This window comes from Sulfitobacter brevis (assembly GCF_900112755.1).
In the GTDB taxonomy this organism is placed as follows: Bacteria; Pseudomonadota; Alphaproteobacteria; order Rhodobacterales; family Rhodobacteraceae; genus Sulfitobacter; species Sulfitobacter brevis.
Window position 1 is genome coordinate 242,528 of the sequence record NZ_FOMW01000001.1, and the last position, 13,907, is coordinate 256,434.

The 13,907-nt window shown below is 58.9% G+C and carries 12 protein-coding genes; 4 read left to right on the plus strand and 8 right to left on the minus strand.

What is annotated here, in order from left to right; translation table 11 throughout:
• The first annotated feature begins 69 nt into the window (after window positions 1-69).
• The gene (locus BM174_RS01230; protein ID WP_093922000.1) at window positions 70-1,089 is read left to right on the plus strand and encodes a ribose-phosphate pyrophosphokinase; all 1,020 of its coding nucleotides are present in this window, start codon (window positions 70-72) and stop codon (window positions 1,087-1,089) included.
• An 84-nt stretch (window positions 1,090-1,173) separates the two neighbouring features.
• Here BM174_RS01230 and BM174_RS01235 read toward each other — a convergent pair whose 3' ends face one another.
• From BM174_RS01235 to BM174_RS01265, 7 genes are all read right to left on the minus strand, one after another.
• Window positions 1,174-1,524 carry an H-type lectin domain-containing protein gene (locus BM174_RS01235; protein WP_093922001.1) on the minus strand — a complete coding sequence of 117 codons (351 nt, stop codon included), beginning with the start codon at window positions 1,522-1,524 and terminating at the stop codon, window positions 1,174-1,176.
• 118 nt (window positions 1,525-1,642) lie between these two features.
• Window positions 1,643-2,080, minus strand: a complete 438-nt coding sequence (locus tag BM174_RS01240; RefSeq protein ID WP_093922002.1) for a F0F1 ATP synthase subunit epsilon — start codon at window positions 2,078-2,080, stop codon at window positions 1,643-1,645.
• 11 nt (window positions 2,081-2,091) lie between these two features.
• Window positions 2,092-3,516 (minus strand): F0F1 ATP synthase subunit beta, encoded by a 1,425-nt coding sequence (gene atpD / locus BM174_RS01245; RefSeq protein WP_093922003.1) that lies wholly within the window; start codon window positions 3,514-3,516, stop codon window positions 2,092-2,094.
• Window positions 3,517-3,536: 20 nt separating this feature from the next.
• Window positions 3,537-4,418, minus strand: coding sequence for a F0F1 ATP synthase subunit gamma (locus tag BM174_RS01250; protein ID WP_093922004.1), 882 nt, complete (start codon window positions 4,416-4,418; stop codon window positions 3,537-3,539).
• 16 nt (window positions 4,419-4,434) lie between these two features.
• Window positions 4,435-5,973, minus strand: coding sequence for a F0F1 ATP synthase subunit alpha (gene atpA, locus BM174_RS01255; protein WP_093922005.1), 1,539 nt, complete (start codon window positions 5,971-5,973; stop codon window positions 4,435-4,437).
• The gene (locus BM174_RS01260) at window positions 5,974-6,531 is read right to left on the minus strand and encodes a F0F1 ATP synthase subunit delta (RefSeq protein WP_093922240.1); all 558 of its coding nucleotides are present in this window, start codon (window positions 6,529-6,531) and stop codon (window positions 5,974-5,976) included.
• Window positions 6,532-6,892: 361 nt separating this feature from the next.
• Window positions 6,893-7,639: a class I SAM-dependent methyltransferase gene (locus tag BM174_RS01265; protein WP_093922006.1), complete on the minus strand. Its 747-nt coding sequence runs from the start codon at window positions 7,637-7,639 to the stop codon at window positions 6,893-6,895.
• Between the two features lie 64 nt (window positions 7,640-7,703).
• On the opposite strand from BM174_RS01265, the gene gloB reads away from it, so the two are divergent.
• The 3 genes from gloB (at window position 7,704) to BM174_RS01280 (ending at window position 11,955) form a co-directional block, all read left to right on the plus strand.
• Window positions 7,704-8,471, plus strand: a complete 768-nt coding sequence (gene gloB, locus BM174_RS01270) for a hydroxyacylglutathione hydrolase (protein ID WP_093922007.1) — start codon at window positions 7,704-7,706, stop codon at window positions 8,469-8,471.
• A 194-nt stretch (window positions 8,472-8,665) separates the two neighbouring features.
• Window positions 8,666-10,987 (plus strand): ATP-dependent Clp protease ATP-binding subunit ClpA, encoded by a 2,322-nt coding sequence (gene clpA / locus BM174_RS01275; protein ID WP_093922008.1) that lies wholly within the window; start codon window positions 8,666-8,668, stop codon window positions 10,985-10,987.
• Window positions 10,984-11,955, plus strand: coding sequence for a M23 family metallopeptidase (locus tag BM174_RS01280; protein ID WP_093922009.1), 972 nt, complete (start codon window positions 10,984-10,986; stop codon window positions 11,953-11,955). Before clpA ends, BM174_RS01280 begins: the two co-directional genes overlap by 4 nt.
• A 14-nt stretch (window positions 11,956-11,969) precedes the next feature.
• Here the strand turns inward: BM174_RS01280 and BM174_RS01285 are convergent, their stop codons facing one another.
• Window positions 11,970-13,907, minus strand: a complete 1,938-nt coding sequence (locus BM174_RS01285; RefSeq protein WP_093922010.1) for a peptidoglycan -binding protein — start codon at window positions 13,905-13,907, stop codon at window positions 11,970-11,972.

Consider the following 13,907-nt stretch of genomic DNA (forward strand, 5'->3'; position numbering starts at 1 on the left):
CACCGTACGGCCATGTTAAGCGGTGTCAACGTCACGAATCTGTCATATCCCAGCTGCTCTGGAGCCCCCATGCCACGCACTTCCGAACCAAAACTGATTTCCGGCAACGCGAATTTGCCCTTGGCCAAGGGCATTGCGCGGCGCATGTCGCTGCATCGCGGCATCAATGTCGAACTGGTCGACACGCGGGTCGAGCGGTTCAACGACGGGGAAATATTTGTCGAAGTCTTCGAAAATGTGCGCGGCGAGGATATGTTCATCATCCAGCCGACATCGAATCCGGCCAATGACAATCTGATGGAACTACTGATCATGGCCGACGCGCTGCGCCGGTCCTCGGCGGCGCGGGTTACGGCAGTGCTGCCCTACTTCGGATACGCCCGCCAGGATCGCCGCACCAAAGCGCGTACCCCGATTACTGCCAAGCTGGTGGCGAATATGCTGGTCAACACCGGCATCGAACGGGTTCTGACGATGGACCTGCACGCCGCACAGATTCAGGGCTTCTTTGATATTCCGGTTGATAACCTCTATGCCTCTCCGGTGTTTGCTCTGGATATCCAGAGCCATTTCAAAGGTCGCATGGACGAGTTGATGATCGTCTCGCCCGACGTTGGCGGTGTGGCCCGCGCCCGCGAGCTTGCGAAACGCGTCAATGCGCCGCTGGCGATCGTCGACAAGCGCCGCGAAAAGCCCGGGGTGATCGAAGAGATGACCGTGATTGGCAACGTCGAAGACAAGATTTGCCTGATCGTGGATGACATCTGTGATACCGCTGGCACCCTTTGTAAGGCCGCCGAAGTGCTGCTGGAGGCGGGTGCCAAGGAAGTGCACTCCTACATCACCCACGGCGTCATGTCCGGCCCTGCGGTCGAACGGATCACCAACTCGGTGATGAAGTCGCTGGTGATCACCGACACCATCGCGCCCACAGACGCAATCAAGCAGGCTCCGAATATTCGCATCGTGCCGACCGCGCCAATCTTTGCACAAGCGATCCTGAACATCTGGAACGGCACCTCGGTGTCATCGCTGTTTGAGGGTGAAACGCTGGAGCCGATTTATGACGGCATGTACACGCCGGGCTGACCCGGCGCGACATGGTTGAAACGGACAACGGGCGCGAAGAGGACTTCGCGCCCGTTGTCTATTTCTACTAAGGTCGTGAGGGCGTTACAGCACATCCCAATCATCGCTCTCGGCCATTTCTCCAATCGCAAGCCAGCTGATCCGCACCCGCGCGACCCGCGTATCGCCCCACGTGCGAAACACCATATCAAAGCCTGTCTTTGTGACAGACTCCGCACTTAGATCCGCGCGCATAACCGTTGCAGCGTCTACATCCCAAAGTGAGAGTGACATCTGCACATTCGGATCGGTCCGGAAGGGTTCGGAGAATTTGATATGCCGCCGCCGCTCGCGTTGGCCCCTGCCCGTCCACATTTCGCCGCCGTCCTCATAATCCGAAAACAGCACGACATCGCCTTGATCCACGCCGACGGTATGATTGCGAAGTCTTTTCATGGGGTACGGGTCAACCTGTTAAATCGTCATTAAGAGTAATGATGCAGCAGAAGTGCGGGGCATAAAAGCGAAAAGGCCCCGCAAGTGCAGGGCCTTTCACGACAATTGCCGCATGGTATCAGAGGTTTGGCTGCTTGGGGTCAAGCCCGATATGGGTGCCCATGGCCACCATATCTGCCAGCAGCTTGGCTGCATCATCAACCGGACCGGGCTCGTTCTGGAAGTTATCGCGCGCTTTGCTATGCACTTCCTGAGCTTCGGCCATCATTTCGTCCAGGTGCTCTTGGGTCATGTCGCCCCGCGCCACGGCGCGTTCGGCCAGAACCGATACACCATCAGCACGGATTTCAGCGAACCCGCCCGTCACCACGAATTCGGTGGTGCCTTCGGGTCCTTCGACCTTCAGGACACCAGGCCGAAGCGTGGTGATGGTGGGCGAATGATCAGCCATTGCTGTCAGATCGCCATCGCTGCCAGGTATCTGGACCGATGTAACTTGCATTTGGGCCAACCGACGCTCGGGTGATACCAGATCGAATTGCATTGTCTCTGCCACTCTGGCGCTCCTTACGCGGCGTCTGCCGCCATTTTCTCGGCTTTCGCTTTCACTTCTTCGATGCCGCCAACCATATAGAAGGCACCTTCGGGCAGGTGATCGTACTCACCGGCAACCACAGCTTTGAACGACGCGATGGTTTCTTCGAGAGGAACCTGCTTGCCGTCCGACCCTGTGAAGACCTTTGCCACGTCGAAAGGTTGGCTCAGGAAACGCTCGATTTTGCGCGCACGGGCCACAGCCAGCTTATCGTCTTCGCTCAATTCGTCCATCCCGAGGATCGCGATGATGTCCTGCAGCGATTTGTAGCGCTGAAGCACACCCTGCACGTCGCGGGCAACGTTGTAGTGCTCTTCGCCCACAATCGACGGGTCCATCAAACGTGACGTCGAACCCAGCGGGTCAACCGCAGGATAGATGCCTTTTTCCGAGATCGAGCGGTCCAGAACCGTTGTCGCATCGAGGTGCGCAAAGGAGGTTGCTGGTGCAGGGTCGGTCAAGTCATCCGCAGGAACGTATACGGCCTGAACGGATGTGATCGAACCGGCTTTGGTCGAAGCAATCCGTTCCTGCATCGCGCCCATGTCGGTTGCGAGTGTTGGCTGGTAGCCCACAGCAGATGGAATACGGCCAAGCAGAGCCGAAACTTCGGAACCCGCCTGCGTAAAGCGGAAGATGTTGTCGACAAAGAACAGAACGTCGCTGCCGGATTCGTCGCGGAACTGTTCGGCCAGTGTCAGACCGGACAGGGCAACACGCATACGCGCACCTGGAGGCTCGTTCATCTGGCCGTAGACCAGCGCGATCTTCGATTTTTCCAGATCGTCAGGGACGATAACACCGGATTCGATCATCTCGTGGTAAAGATCGTTCCCTTCACGGGTCCGCTCACCCACGCCTGCGAACACCGAAAGACCGGAGTGAACTTTGGCGATGTTGTTGATCAATTCCATGATCAGAACGGTTTTACCAACGCCGGCACCGCCGAAGAGGCCAATTTTGCCGCCCTTCGTGTAAGGCGCCATCAGGTCGATAACCTTGATGCCTGTCACCAGAATCTCGGTCGCAGTGGACTGCTCCGAGAAGCTTGGAGCCTGACCGTGGATCGCACGGGTTTCAGTAGTGTTAACCGCACCTTTTTCGTCAACCGGATCACCGGTGACGTTCATGATACGACCCAGTGTCGCGGTGCCGACGGGCACGCGGATCTGGTCGCCGGTGTCTTCTACTTTCTGACCACGGACAAGACCTTCGGTCGCATCCATCGCAATGGTACGAACGGTGTTCTCGCCAAGGTGCTGGGCCACTTCGAGGACCAGCTTCTTGCCTTGGTTGTCTGTCGTCAGGGCGTTGAGGATCTGCGGCAGCGCATCCTCGAACTGAACGTCAACGACCGCGCCGATGACCTGGGTGATTTTGCCGACTGCATTTGCCATGTCGTTACTCCGTGATTGTTCTACAGCGCTTCCGCGCCGGAAATGATTTCGATCAGCTCGTTGGTGATGACGGCCTGACGCGAGCGGTTGTACTGGATGGTCAGGTTTTCAACCATCTCACCCGCATTTCGGGTCGCGTTGTCCATTGCGGACATCCGCGCGCCCTGTTCCGACGCACCATTCTCCAACAAGGCCGAGAAGATTGCCGTTGCAACACCGCGTGGCAGCAGATCGGCCAGAATGGCTTCCTCGCTGGGCTCGTAGTCGAACAGGGTCGTGGCACCAGTGGCCGCGTCCTGATCGCCTTCGAACTTGGCGGGGATGATCTGTTGTGCCGTCGGGATCTGGCTGACCACGTTGACGAATTCAGCGAAGAAAATCGTCGCCACGTCAAATTCACCAGCGTCAAAGCGGGCTAGAACGTCCTTGGCAATCCGCTGCGCATCCACATAGCCCACGCGCTTCACTTCGCTCAGATCGACGTGGCCGATCAGATGCTTGCCGAAATCACGCTTCAGCTGGTCGCGGCCTTTTTTACCGACGGAAAGGATTTTGACGTCCTTGCCTTCGGCCAAAAGCTTGCGCGCCTGAACTTTGGCCAGCTTGACGATGTTGGAGTTGAAACCCCCGCAAAGTCCACGCTCCGATGTCATGACGACGAGCAGGTGAACCTGCTCGCTGCCGGTGCCGGACAGCAGTTTCGGGGCGGAATCAGATCCACCGACGGAGGCAGAAAGCCCCGCCATGACCGCATTGAACCGCTCCGCGTAAGGACGCGACGCTTCCGCCGCCTCCTGTGCGCGGCGCAGTTTCGCCGCGGCCACCATCTGCATGGCCTTGGTGATCTTGCGGGTCGATTTGACCGACGCGATCCTGTTTTTAAGGTCCTTGAGATTTGGCATTGGCCTCTATCTCTCCTTACGCGAAGTCTTTGGCAAAACCGTCGATTGCGGCTCTGATTTTCTCTTCCAGCTCGTCTTTCACCTTACGGTCGTTGTTGGTGATGTCTTTGAGCAGGTCGGCATGTTTGCCGCGCAGATGTGCCAGCAGACCGGCCTCGAAACGACCCACCTGTTTGACGTCCACTTTATCGAGGTAGCCTTGCGTACCGGCGAAGATGACGCAGACGATCTCAGCGTTCGACAAAGGCGAATACTGCGGCTGTTTCATCAGTTCGGTCAGACGCGCACCACGGGCCAGCAACTGCTGGGTGGCGGCATCAAGGTCGGACCCAAACTGCGCGAAGGCAGCCATTTCGCGGTACTGGGCCAGCGACAGCTTGACCGGACCCGCGACCGAAGACATCGCTTTGGTCTGGGCCGAAGAACCAACCCGCGAAACCGACAGACCCGTGTTCACAGCAGGACGGATGCCCTGATAGAACAGTTCGGTTTCAAGGAATATCTGACCATCGGTGATCGAAATCACGTTTGTCGGAATAAACGCAGAAACGTCGCCACCTTGGGTTTCGATGATCGGCAGAGCGGTCAACGAGCCGTTACCAGCCGCATCGCCCAGCTTGGCCGAACGCTCGAGCAAGCGAGAGTGAAGATAGAACACGTCGCCGGGATAGGCTTCACGGCCGGGTGGGCGGCGCAGCAGCAGCGACATCTGACGGTAGGACACGGCCTGCTTGGAAAGGTCATCATAGATGATCAGAGCGTGGCGGCCATTGTCGCGGAAGTGCTCGGCCATCGCGGTTGCGGAATAAGGTGCGAGGAACTGCATAGGCGCAGGCTCGGACGCAGTCGCGGCCACAACGATGGAATAGTCAATCGCACCGGTTTCTTCGAGCTTTTTCACAAGCTGTGCCACGGTGGAGCGTTTCTGACCGATCGCGACGTACACACAGTACATCTTTTTGCTCTCGTCATCGCCCGCAGCCGCGTTGATCTGCGCCTGGTTCAGCATCGCGTCGAGCGCGACAGCTGTTTTACCGGTCTGACGGTCGCCAATGATCAATTCGCGCTGGCCACGGCCAATCGGGATCATCGCGTCAACAGATTTCAGGCCAGTCGCCATCGGCTCGTGAACCGATTTCCGTGGGATAATGCCGGGTGCTTTAACGTCGGCGATGCCGCGCTTGGTCGCGCCAATCGGGCCTTTGCCGTCGATGGGGTTACCAAGACCGTCTACAACACGACCCAGAAGTTCATCACCGATTGGCACGTCCACGATGGAGTTGGTGCGCTTTACGGTATCGCCTTCTTTGATGTCGCGGTCGGACCCGAAGATCACAACACCGACGTTGTCGGATTCGAGGTTCAGGGCCATACCCTGAATACCACCGGGGAATTCGACCATTTCACCGGCCTGAACGTTGTCCAGACCGTAAACACGCGCAATACCGTCACCGACGGAAAGCACGCGGCCAACTTCGGCCACTTCGGCTTCTTGGCCGAAATTCTTGATCTGGTCCTTCAGGATCGCAGAAATTTCTGCAGCTTGGATACCCATTTATCCGACCTCTTTCATGATATTCTGGAGGGAATTGAGCTTCGAGCGGATCGAGGTGTCGATCATCTTGGAGCCCACTTTGACAACAAGACCGCCGATGAGTGTTTCATCAACGGTCGCATTAAGAGTGACGTCTTTGCCGGTTGACGCTTTGAGCGACTTGGCCAGCTTGTCCGATTGCGCCTTTGTCAGCGCCTTGGCAGAGGTAACATCCGCCGTGATCTCGCCCTTATCCGCTGCAATCGTCTCGCGCAGGGTGCGGACCAGTTGCGGCAACACGAACAAACGGCGTTTCTGCGCCATCAGCGCTACCGTGTTGGTCATGGTGGGAGAGAGGTTCATTTTCTTGGCCAGCGCCGCAATGGCACCAGTCTGTTCATCACGCGTATAGATCGGCGAAGCGATCAAAGCGCGGAAATCGTCGTTGCCGAGCGCGCCTTGCAGCGCATCAAGATCACCCTCGATGGCTGAGACACTGCCAGCCTCGCGGGCAATGTCGAAAACGGCCGTTGCATAACGCTGGGCAATGCCGGTTGAGATCGAAGCGGTTTCGGACACGTCCATCCTCTCGTTCAGTCAGGGCCGGAGAATCGCAAGAAGTCGCGTCACCGGTGTGTTGGCGCGGCTTGAAAAAAGGATCAAGACGTCTAAATCAGGGGCGATGTAGCAGACAGGTTCCCGTCCCGCAACACAGTATAGTGAGGATGCGCATGCCCAAAGCGTTTATTTACTGCCCCGAAGCAAAAGGTGCGGCAGTTTGCCCCGCTTGACCGCGCGCCGACTGCCATAGTCATGCCCGGTCGATTCCCTCGCCCCGCGTACCCGTCAAAAAAAGTCTCGCGCCTCGTTAAAAAAATCACACGGTCCGAGCTTCATTTGGCAAGATAAACTCATTCGACCGCAGCCAAGTCCCTGCCACCTAGACCGGTTTGGCACTCGGCTCCGCCATGCCTTCCAACACCCCGATGGCCCGCCGCGCGGGCGATTTTTGCACCTTGCCCTTGGGCGGATACACCAGCTTAGTTGCCTCGACCATGAACGCCCCGCCTGCCATCATCGTCGGCACATAGCGTCCGATCCGGTCAAACAATCCGGTCGACTTCATCCAGACCCGTTTTTGCGAGGGCACCTGATAAAGCGCGCCCATATGCCGCTCGGGTAAAAACTGATGCTTTCTAAGCTGGGTCTCCAGCTGCCCCGGGGAATAGGGCCGCCCGTAGCCAAAGGGCGTGCGGTCGCGCCGCGCCCAAAGTCCCGCACGGTTGGGCACAATAAACAACGCCCGCCCGCCCGGCCCCAAGACCCGCCAACATTCTTCCAGCAATTCGCCCGCCCGCTCGGAGGTCTCCAGCCCGTGCAGCAGCACCAGCTTGTCTACGTGGCCAGTCTCGATGGGCCACAAGGTCTCTTCGGTCAGAACCGAAGTATTGGGCATGCCCGCGGGCCAAGGCATCACGCCTTGCGGCCCAGGCATCAAGGTAACCACCCGCCGCGCCTCCGCCAGATAGGGCCGCAACAATGGCGCGGCAAAGCCAAAGCCGACCACCGTTTGGCCCTTGGCCTCGGGCCAAAGCTCCAGCATCCGGTCGCGCAGCGATTTCTGCGCCGCACGCCCCAAAGCGGACCGGTAATAAAAGTTGCGCAGGTCCTGCACGTCGAGATGCATTGCAGCTTGTCCCCCATTGCGCCACTCTAGGGGTGATCCTAGCAATAATGACCGGTGAAACACCATGCTTTTCGACCTCGTGACCATTCCCTGTCTGGCCGATAATTACGCTTATCTGCTGCGGGATCATGACAGCGGCAAAGTCGCGCTGATTGATGTGCCCGAAGCTGCCCCGATCCTTGCGGAACTGAAAACACGCGGCTGGGAACTCAGCCAGATCTGGCTGACCCATCACCACCCCGATCACGTGCAGGGCCTGGCCGAAGTGCTGGAAACCCATCAAGCCAATGTGATCGGCGGCAAGGCCGATGAACACCGCCTGCCGCCGCTCGACCGCAAGGTCGAAGAGGGCAATACCATCACGCTCGGCGCGATGGAGGTGCAAGTGCTGGATGTCTCGGGCCATACAGTCGGGCATCTGGCATTCTACGTTCCGGCCGCCAAAACCGCCTTCACCGCCGACAGCCTGATGGCGCTGGGATGTGGCCGCCTGTTTGAAGGCACGCCGGCACAAATGTGGGAGAGCCTGCAAAAGCTGATCGCCCTGCCCGCTGATACCACGCTGTGCTCGGGCCATGAATATACCCAGAGCAATGCAAATTTTGCGCTAACGGTTGATCCCGACAACACAGCACTTATTTCTAGGGCCAAGGACATCAAAGCCGCCCGCGCCAAAGGGCAGCCCACGGTGCCCAGCCAACTCTCGACCGAACTCGAAACCAATCCCTTTTTGCGCCCCGCCGATCCCGGCATCCGCGCTACATTGGGGATGCCCACCGCAAGCGACAGCGATGTTTTTGCCGAGATTCGCAAACGCAAAGACAGTTTCTAAACGTCTGCCTGCTAACAATCTGCGGGAATCATGGTCAAAATGGCGCGATCACAGCAAATGTGAGCGCTCCAGCAAAGAAATCCCTTGAAGATGGGCCATGATCAACCAAACTCTAATACTATGAGGCCATGGTCGGACTGGGCCCTTGATATTCTTCAGTGCCTTACCGACCCCGAATGAAAAGGAGCACGGCTGTGCCTTCATTCTCGACAACTCTTGAGCAGGCGATCCACGCAGCCCTTGCGCTGGCCAACGCCCGCCGGCACGAATTCGCAACGCTGGAGCATTTGCTGCTGGCTCTTATCGACGAGCCCGACGCGGTGCAGGTCATGAAAGCCTGCTCGGTCGATCTGTCGGACCTGCGCGATACGCTTGTTGAATTCGTCGACGAGGACCTGAGCAATCTCGTCACCGACGTGGACGGATCCGAAGCAGTGCCGACGGCAGCATTCCAGCGCGTGATCCAGCGCGCTGCGATCCATGTGCAGTCATCGGGCCGCACCGAAGTGACCGGCGCCAATGTGCTGGTCGCCATCTTTGCCGAACGCGAATCCAACGCGGCCTACTTCCTGCAAGAGCAGGACATGACCCGGTATGACGCGGTAAACTACATCGCCCACGGCGTTGCAAAAGACCCCGCCTACGGCGATCCGCGCCCTGTTGCCGGCGCGCCCGAAGCCGAAGAAGAGGCCCAAGGCGTCACCGAAGGCGAAAAGAAAGAATCCGCGCTGGCCAAATACTGCGTGGACCTGAACGCCAAGTCACGCGAAGGCGACATCGACCCGTTGATCGGGCGCGAGGCCGAAGTCGAGCGCTGCATTCAGGTGCTGTGCCGCCGCCGTAAGAATAACCCGCTTTTGGTGGGGGACCCCGGTGTCGGTAAAACCGCCATCGCCGAAGGCTTGGCGCGCAAGATCGTCGCTGGCGAAACGCCCGAAGTGCTTTCTAAAACCACCATCTATTCGCTCGACATGGGCGCCTTGCTGGCGGGCACACGTTACCGCGGTGATTTTGAGGAACGCCTGAAGGCTGTTGTGACCGAACTGGAAGCGCATAAGGATGCGGTGCTGTTCATTGATGAAATCCATACCGTGATCGGTGCGGGTGCCACCTCCGGCGGTGCGATGGATGCCTCCAACTTGTTAAAGCCTGCTTTGCAGGGCGGCAAACTGCGCACCATGGGCTCCACCACCTACAAGGAGTTCCGGCAGCACTTTGAAAAGGATCGTGCTTTGGCGCGTCGTTTCCAGAAGATCGACGTGAACGAGCCCTCTGTCGAAGATGCGGTGAAAATTCTCAAGGGTCTCAAGCCCTACTTTGAAGATCACCACGACGTTAAATATACCGCTGATGCCATCAAAACCTCAGTCGAGCTGGCGCACCGCTATATCAACGATCGCAAACTGCCCGACTCTGCGATTGACGTGATCGACGAGGCAGGCGCGGCCCAGCACCTTCTTGCCGCCTCAAAGCGGCGCAAGACTATCGGCACCAAAGAGGTCGAAGCCGTCGTGGCCAAGATTGCCCGCATTCCGGCCAAGAATGTCTCGAAAGACGATGTTGTGGTGCTAAAGGATCTCGAAATCTCGCTCAAGCGCGTGGTTTTCGGACAGGACAAGGCAATCGAGGCGCTTTCCTCGGCGATCAAACTGGCCCGTGCCGGTCTGCGCGAGCCTGAAAAGCCCATCGGCAACTACCTGTTCGCAGGGCCGACAGGTGTGGGTAAAACCGAGGTTGCCAAGCAGCTGGCGGATACGCTGGGTGTGGAACTGCTGCGTTTCGATATGTCCGAATACATGGAGAAACACGCCGTTTCGCGTCTGATCGGTGCGCCTCCGGGCTATGTCGGCTTTGATCAGGGTGGCATGTTGACCGACGGCGTCGACCAGCATCCGCACTGCGTGTTGCTGCTCGACGAGATGGAGAAAGCCCATCCGGACGTCTACAATATCTTGTTGCAGGTGATGGACCACGGCAAGCTGACCGACCACAACGGCCGGACGGTTGATTTCCGCAATGTGGTGCTGATCATGACCTCCAACGCGGGTGCGGCGGAGCAGGCGAAAGAGGCCATCGGCTTTGGCCGTGACCGCCGGACGGGCGAGGATACCGCCGCGATCGAGCGGACATTCACGCCCGAATTCCGCAACCGTCTGGATGCGGTAATCAGCTTTGCACCGCTGCCGAAAGAGGTGATCTTGCAGGTCGTCGAGAAGTTTGTACTGCAACTCGAAGCACAGCTGATGGACCGTAACGTCACCATCGAGCTCAGCAAGCAGGCCGCCGCATGGCTGGCTGAAAAGGGCTATGATGACAAAATGGGCGCGCGCCCTCTGGGACGCGTAATCCAAGAGTACATCAAGAAACCCCTCGCCGAAGAGCTGCTGTTTGGCAAATTGGCGAAGGGTGGCGTGGTGAAGGTTGGCGTCAAAAAAGACGCGCTTTCCATCGATGTACTCGGCATCGAAAACAAGCGTCTGTCGGGCAACAAGCCGCCCTTGCTGACAGCTGAATGAAAATTCGTCAGGGCATTGCTGCCCTGACATTCTCCTGCGCCGGCATCGCCTCGGCGCAGGAGCTTTCTCTCAGTTCCCCCATCGACTGCGATCTAACGCGGGACTGCTATATCCAGCAATATGTAGACCGAGACCCATCGGAACGCGCAAAAGACTATCGCTGCGCCCCGCTGAGCTATGACGGCCATAAAGGCACTGATTTCGCCTTGGGCTCCCCCATCCAGATGCAGGCAGGTGTCCGCGTGCTCGCAGCCGCGGGCGGTACGGTAACGGGCATCCGTGATGGCATGCCAGACACCGGCGTATCCGGGTCGGACCCTGCTGACCTCGAAGGCCGCGAGTGCGGCAACGGCGTGGTTATCGACCACGGCGACGGCTGGGAAACTCAATATTGTCACATGCGCCAGGGCTCTATCGTCGCCAATAAAGGTCAGAAAGTTGTCGCAGGCGATCCGCTGGGAATGGTTGGGCAATCCGGCCAAGCCGAATTTGCCCATGTCCACCTCTCGGTCCGCCGTGACGGGGCGGTCATCGATCCCTTTGATCCCGAGGGCGCGGCTGAATGTTCTGCACCGCCATTATCGACCCTATGGGCAGCCCCCCCGCCCTACCGCGCCGGTGGCTTGCTGGAGGTCGGGTTTGCCGACCACGTGCCCGATTTAGCCACCATCCGGTCCGGCAACGGGGCGACTGAGGCGCTGTCCACGACCTCCCCTGCGCTGGTGATCTTCGGCTATACCTTCGGCACACGTCAGGATGATGTGATGCTGCTGTCGATCACGGGCCCTCAGGGCGTGGTCATTTCCGATGCGATCAGGCTGGAGAGAACCCAAGCACAGGCGTTTCGCGCCATCGGCAAACGCCGCGCGTCGACACCTTGGCCAGCCGGCACGTATACCGGGACCGCTACAATGATGCGGGGCAAGGAAAAAGTCGATCAGCGCATCACAACGAAATTGCTCGAATAAGCCACCAGTACCCTTTACCTTTCGGTAAATTTCAACTCGATGCGCCGGTTTTGCGCCCGTGACTGTTCGTCATTACCAGGGGCGATAGGTTGATACTGACCAAACCCGTTCGCCGCGAGCCGGTCTGGCGCGATACCGAGGAAGTTAATCATATACTTCACGACCGACAGGGCACGCGCCTGTGACAGTTCCCAGTTATCGTCAAATTCGCCGGTGCCGGATAGCGGCAGATTGTCGGTATGGCCATCGACGCGGATAATCCAATCAATCTCTGGAGGAATTTCGCCAGAGATGGTGCGCAGGATATCCGCCACTTTTGCGATCTCGCCTTTGCCATCCGGCGACAGCACCGCGCCGCCCGGCGGGAACAGCACTTCGGAGGAAAATACAAAACGGTCGCCCTCGATCCGCACGCCGTCCTGACTGCCCAGAATATCGCGCAACCGCCCGAAAAACTCCGAACGATACTGCTCAAGATCGCGGGTTTGCGCTTCGAGGCGCTTGCGCTCGGCGGCTTCCAACTCGGCGCGGCGGCGTTGTTCGGCCGCAACACGGGCTAGGGCGGTGTTCAGGTCTGAACCAAGCGACTGAAGCTCGATGTTCTTCGAGGCATCGTTGGCCGCAGCTAAATCAAGCAACCCTTGCAACTCGCTCAACTGCGCACGCAGGGCTGATACCTGTTGGTTCAACAGTTCGGTTTGGCGCTGCGCCTCGGCTGAGATTGCTTTTTCCGTCGACAACTGTTGTTGCGCGGCAGCAAGCAGAGCGGCCTTTTTATCCGCCGCAGTGGTGGTGTCTTCCGCCAGCGTCTGTGCGGCGAGTTTCGCGGCCAATGCTTCGGCCAATTGCGCACGCAGTTGCTCGCGGTCCGCTGTCAGGCCAGCGCGGGCGGCATCAAGCTGCTGCTGCAAGTCCGCGCGGGCCACTTCTGTGGCGTCTAATTCAGCCTGGGTAGATTGCGCGGTTTGGTCCGTCTGCGCGAGCTGCGCCTTGAGGTCGGAAACTTCTTCACGCAGGCGCAAGACTTCAGTCTGTGCCCCGGCGTTGGATTGGGCGCTTTGTTCGGCAGAGCCGAGTTTCAAAAGCGCCTCGGCAAGCTGCGCATCCAGATCGCCGCGCACCGACCTGGCTGCTGCCAGAAGGGTCAGCGTGTCCTCGGCCGACTTGCGCTGCGCCTCCAATGCCAGCGTCATTGCCGTCAGTTCGGCATCAGCGTTCTGCAGCCTTGCGCGCAAGGCTTCAGCCGCGGCGGCTTCAACCAGACGCGCGGTTTCGGCGGCGTCAAGCTGCTCTGTCGAGGTATCAAGCTGGGTTGTGAGTTCGGCGACCTGCCCTTCGGTCGCGGCCTTTTCCGCGCGCAAGTCTTCGATCATTGCGTCCAGCGCCTCGCGTTGTGCGGCGGCAAGGCGGGCGGCTTCAGCCTGCGCATCCATTTCGGAGCGTGCGGCGGCAAGCGCCAGATCAAGCGCTTCCTGTTCGCTAAGCATCTCGGAGGTGCGGGCTTCCAAGTTCTCGACCTGCCCCAGCGCTGTGTCGCGCTCGTTCAGCAAAGCAGCCACTTGCGCCTCGAAACTGGTAATCTGCGTTTGCGCCCCCGCCAGCGCTGCGGCTTGTCTGTCGCGCTCTGAGGTCAGGGACGAGATCAGTGCCGCTTGTGTTTCGGCGGTGTCGCGGGCTTGGTTAAGCGAGGCATTCAATGCCCCCAACCGCGCCTCAAGCTGCGCCGAGGTGCGCTCCTCCAGACCCAACGCCTGCGCCAGCGCGGCAACTTCCCCGGCCAGAGAATCAAGTTCGTTTTCTTGGCCGCTGATCCGCTCGGTCAGGACGAACTGCACAACCATAAAGATTGTCAGCACGAACATCAGCACCAGCAACAGACCCGTCATGGCGTCCACAAAACCCGGCCAGATCGAACTTTGAAAGCGGGTGCCCGAGCGTCGCGACAAAGCCAT

Coding starts and splice junctions, on each gene's coding strand:
- BM174_RS01230 (WP_093922000.1), top strand. CDS start 70: ATGCCACGCACTTCCGAACCAAAACTGATTTCCGGCAACGCGAATTTG.
- BM174_RS01235 (WP_093922001.1), bottom strand. CDS start 1,524: ATGAAAAGACTTCGCAATCATACCGTCGGCGTGGATCAAGGCGATGTC.
- atpD (WP_093922003.1), bottom strand. CDS start 3,516: ATGGCAAATGCAGTCGGCAAAATCACCCAGGTCATCGGCGCGGTCGTT.
- BM174_RS01250 (WP_093922004.1), bottom strand. CDS start 4,418: ATGCCAAATCTCAAGGACCTTAAAAACAGGATCGCGTCGGTCAAATCG.
- atpA (WP_093922005.1), bottom strand. CDS start 5,973: ATGGGTATCCAAGCTGCAGAAATTTCTGCGATCCTGAAGGACCAGATC.
- BM174_RS01265 (WP_093922006.1), bottom strand. CDS start 7,639: ATGCATCTCGACGTGCAGGACCTGCGCAACTTTTATTACCGGTCCGCT.
- gloB (WP_093922007.1), top strand. CDS start 7,704: ATGCTTTTCGACCTCGTGACCATTCCCTGTCTGGCCGATAATTACGCT.
- BM174_RS01280 (WP_093922009.1), top strand. CDS start 10,984: ATGAAAATTCGTCAGGGCATTGCTGCCCTGACATTCTCCTGCGCCGGC.
- BM174_RS01285 (WP_093922010.1), bottom strand. CDS start 13,907: ATGGCTTTGTCGCGACGCTCGGGCACCCGCTTTCAAAGTTCGATCTGG.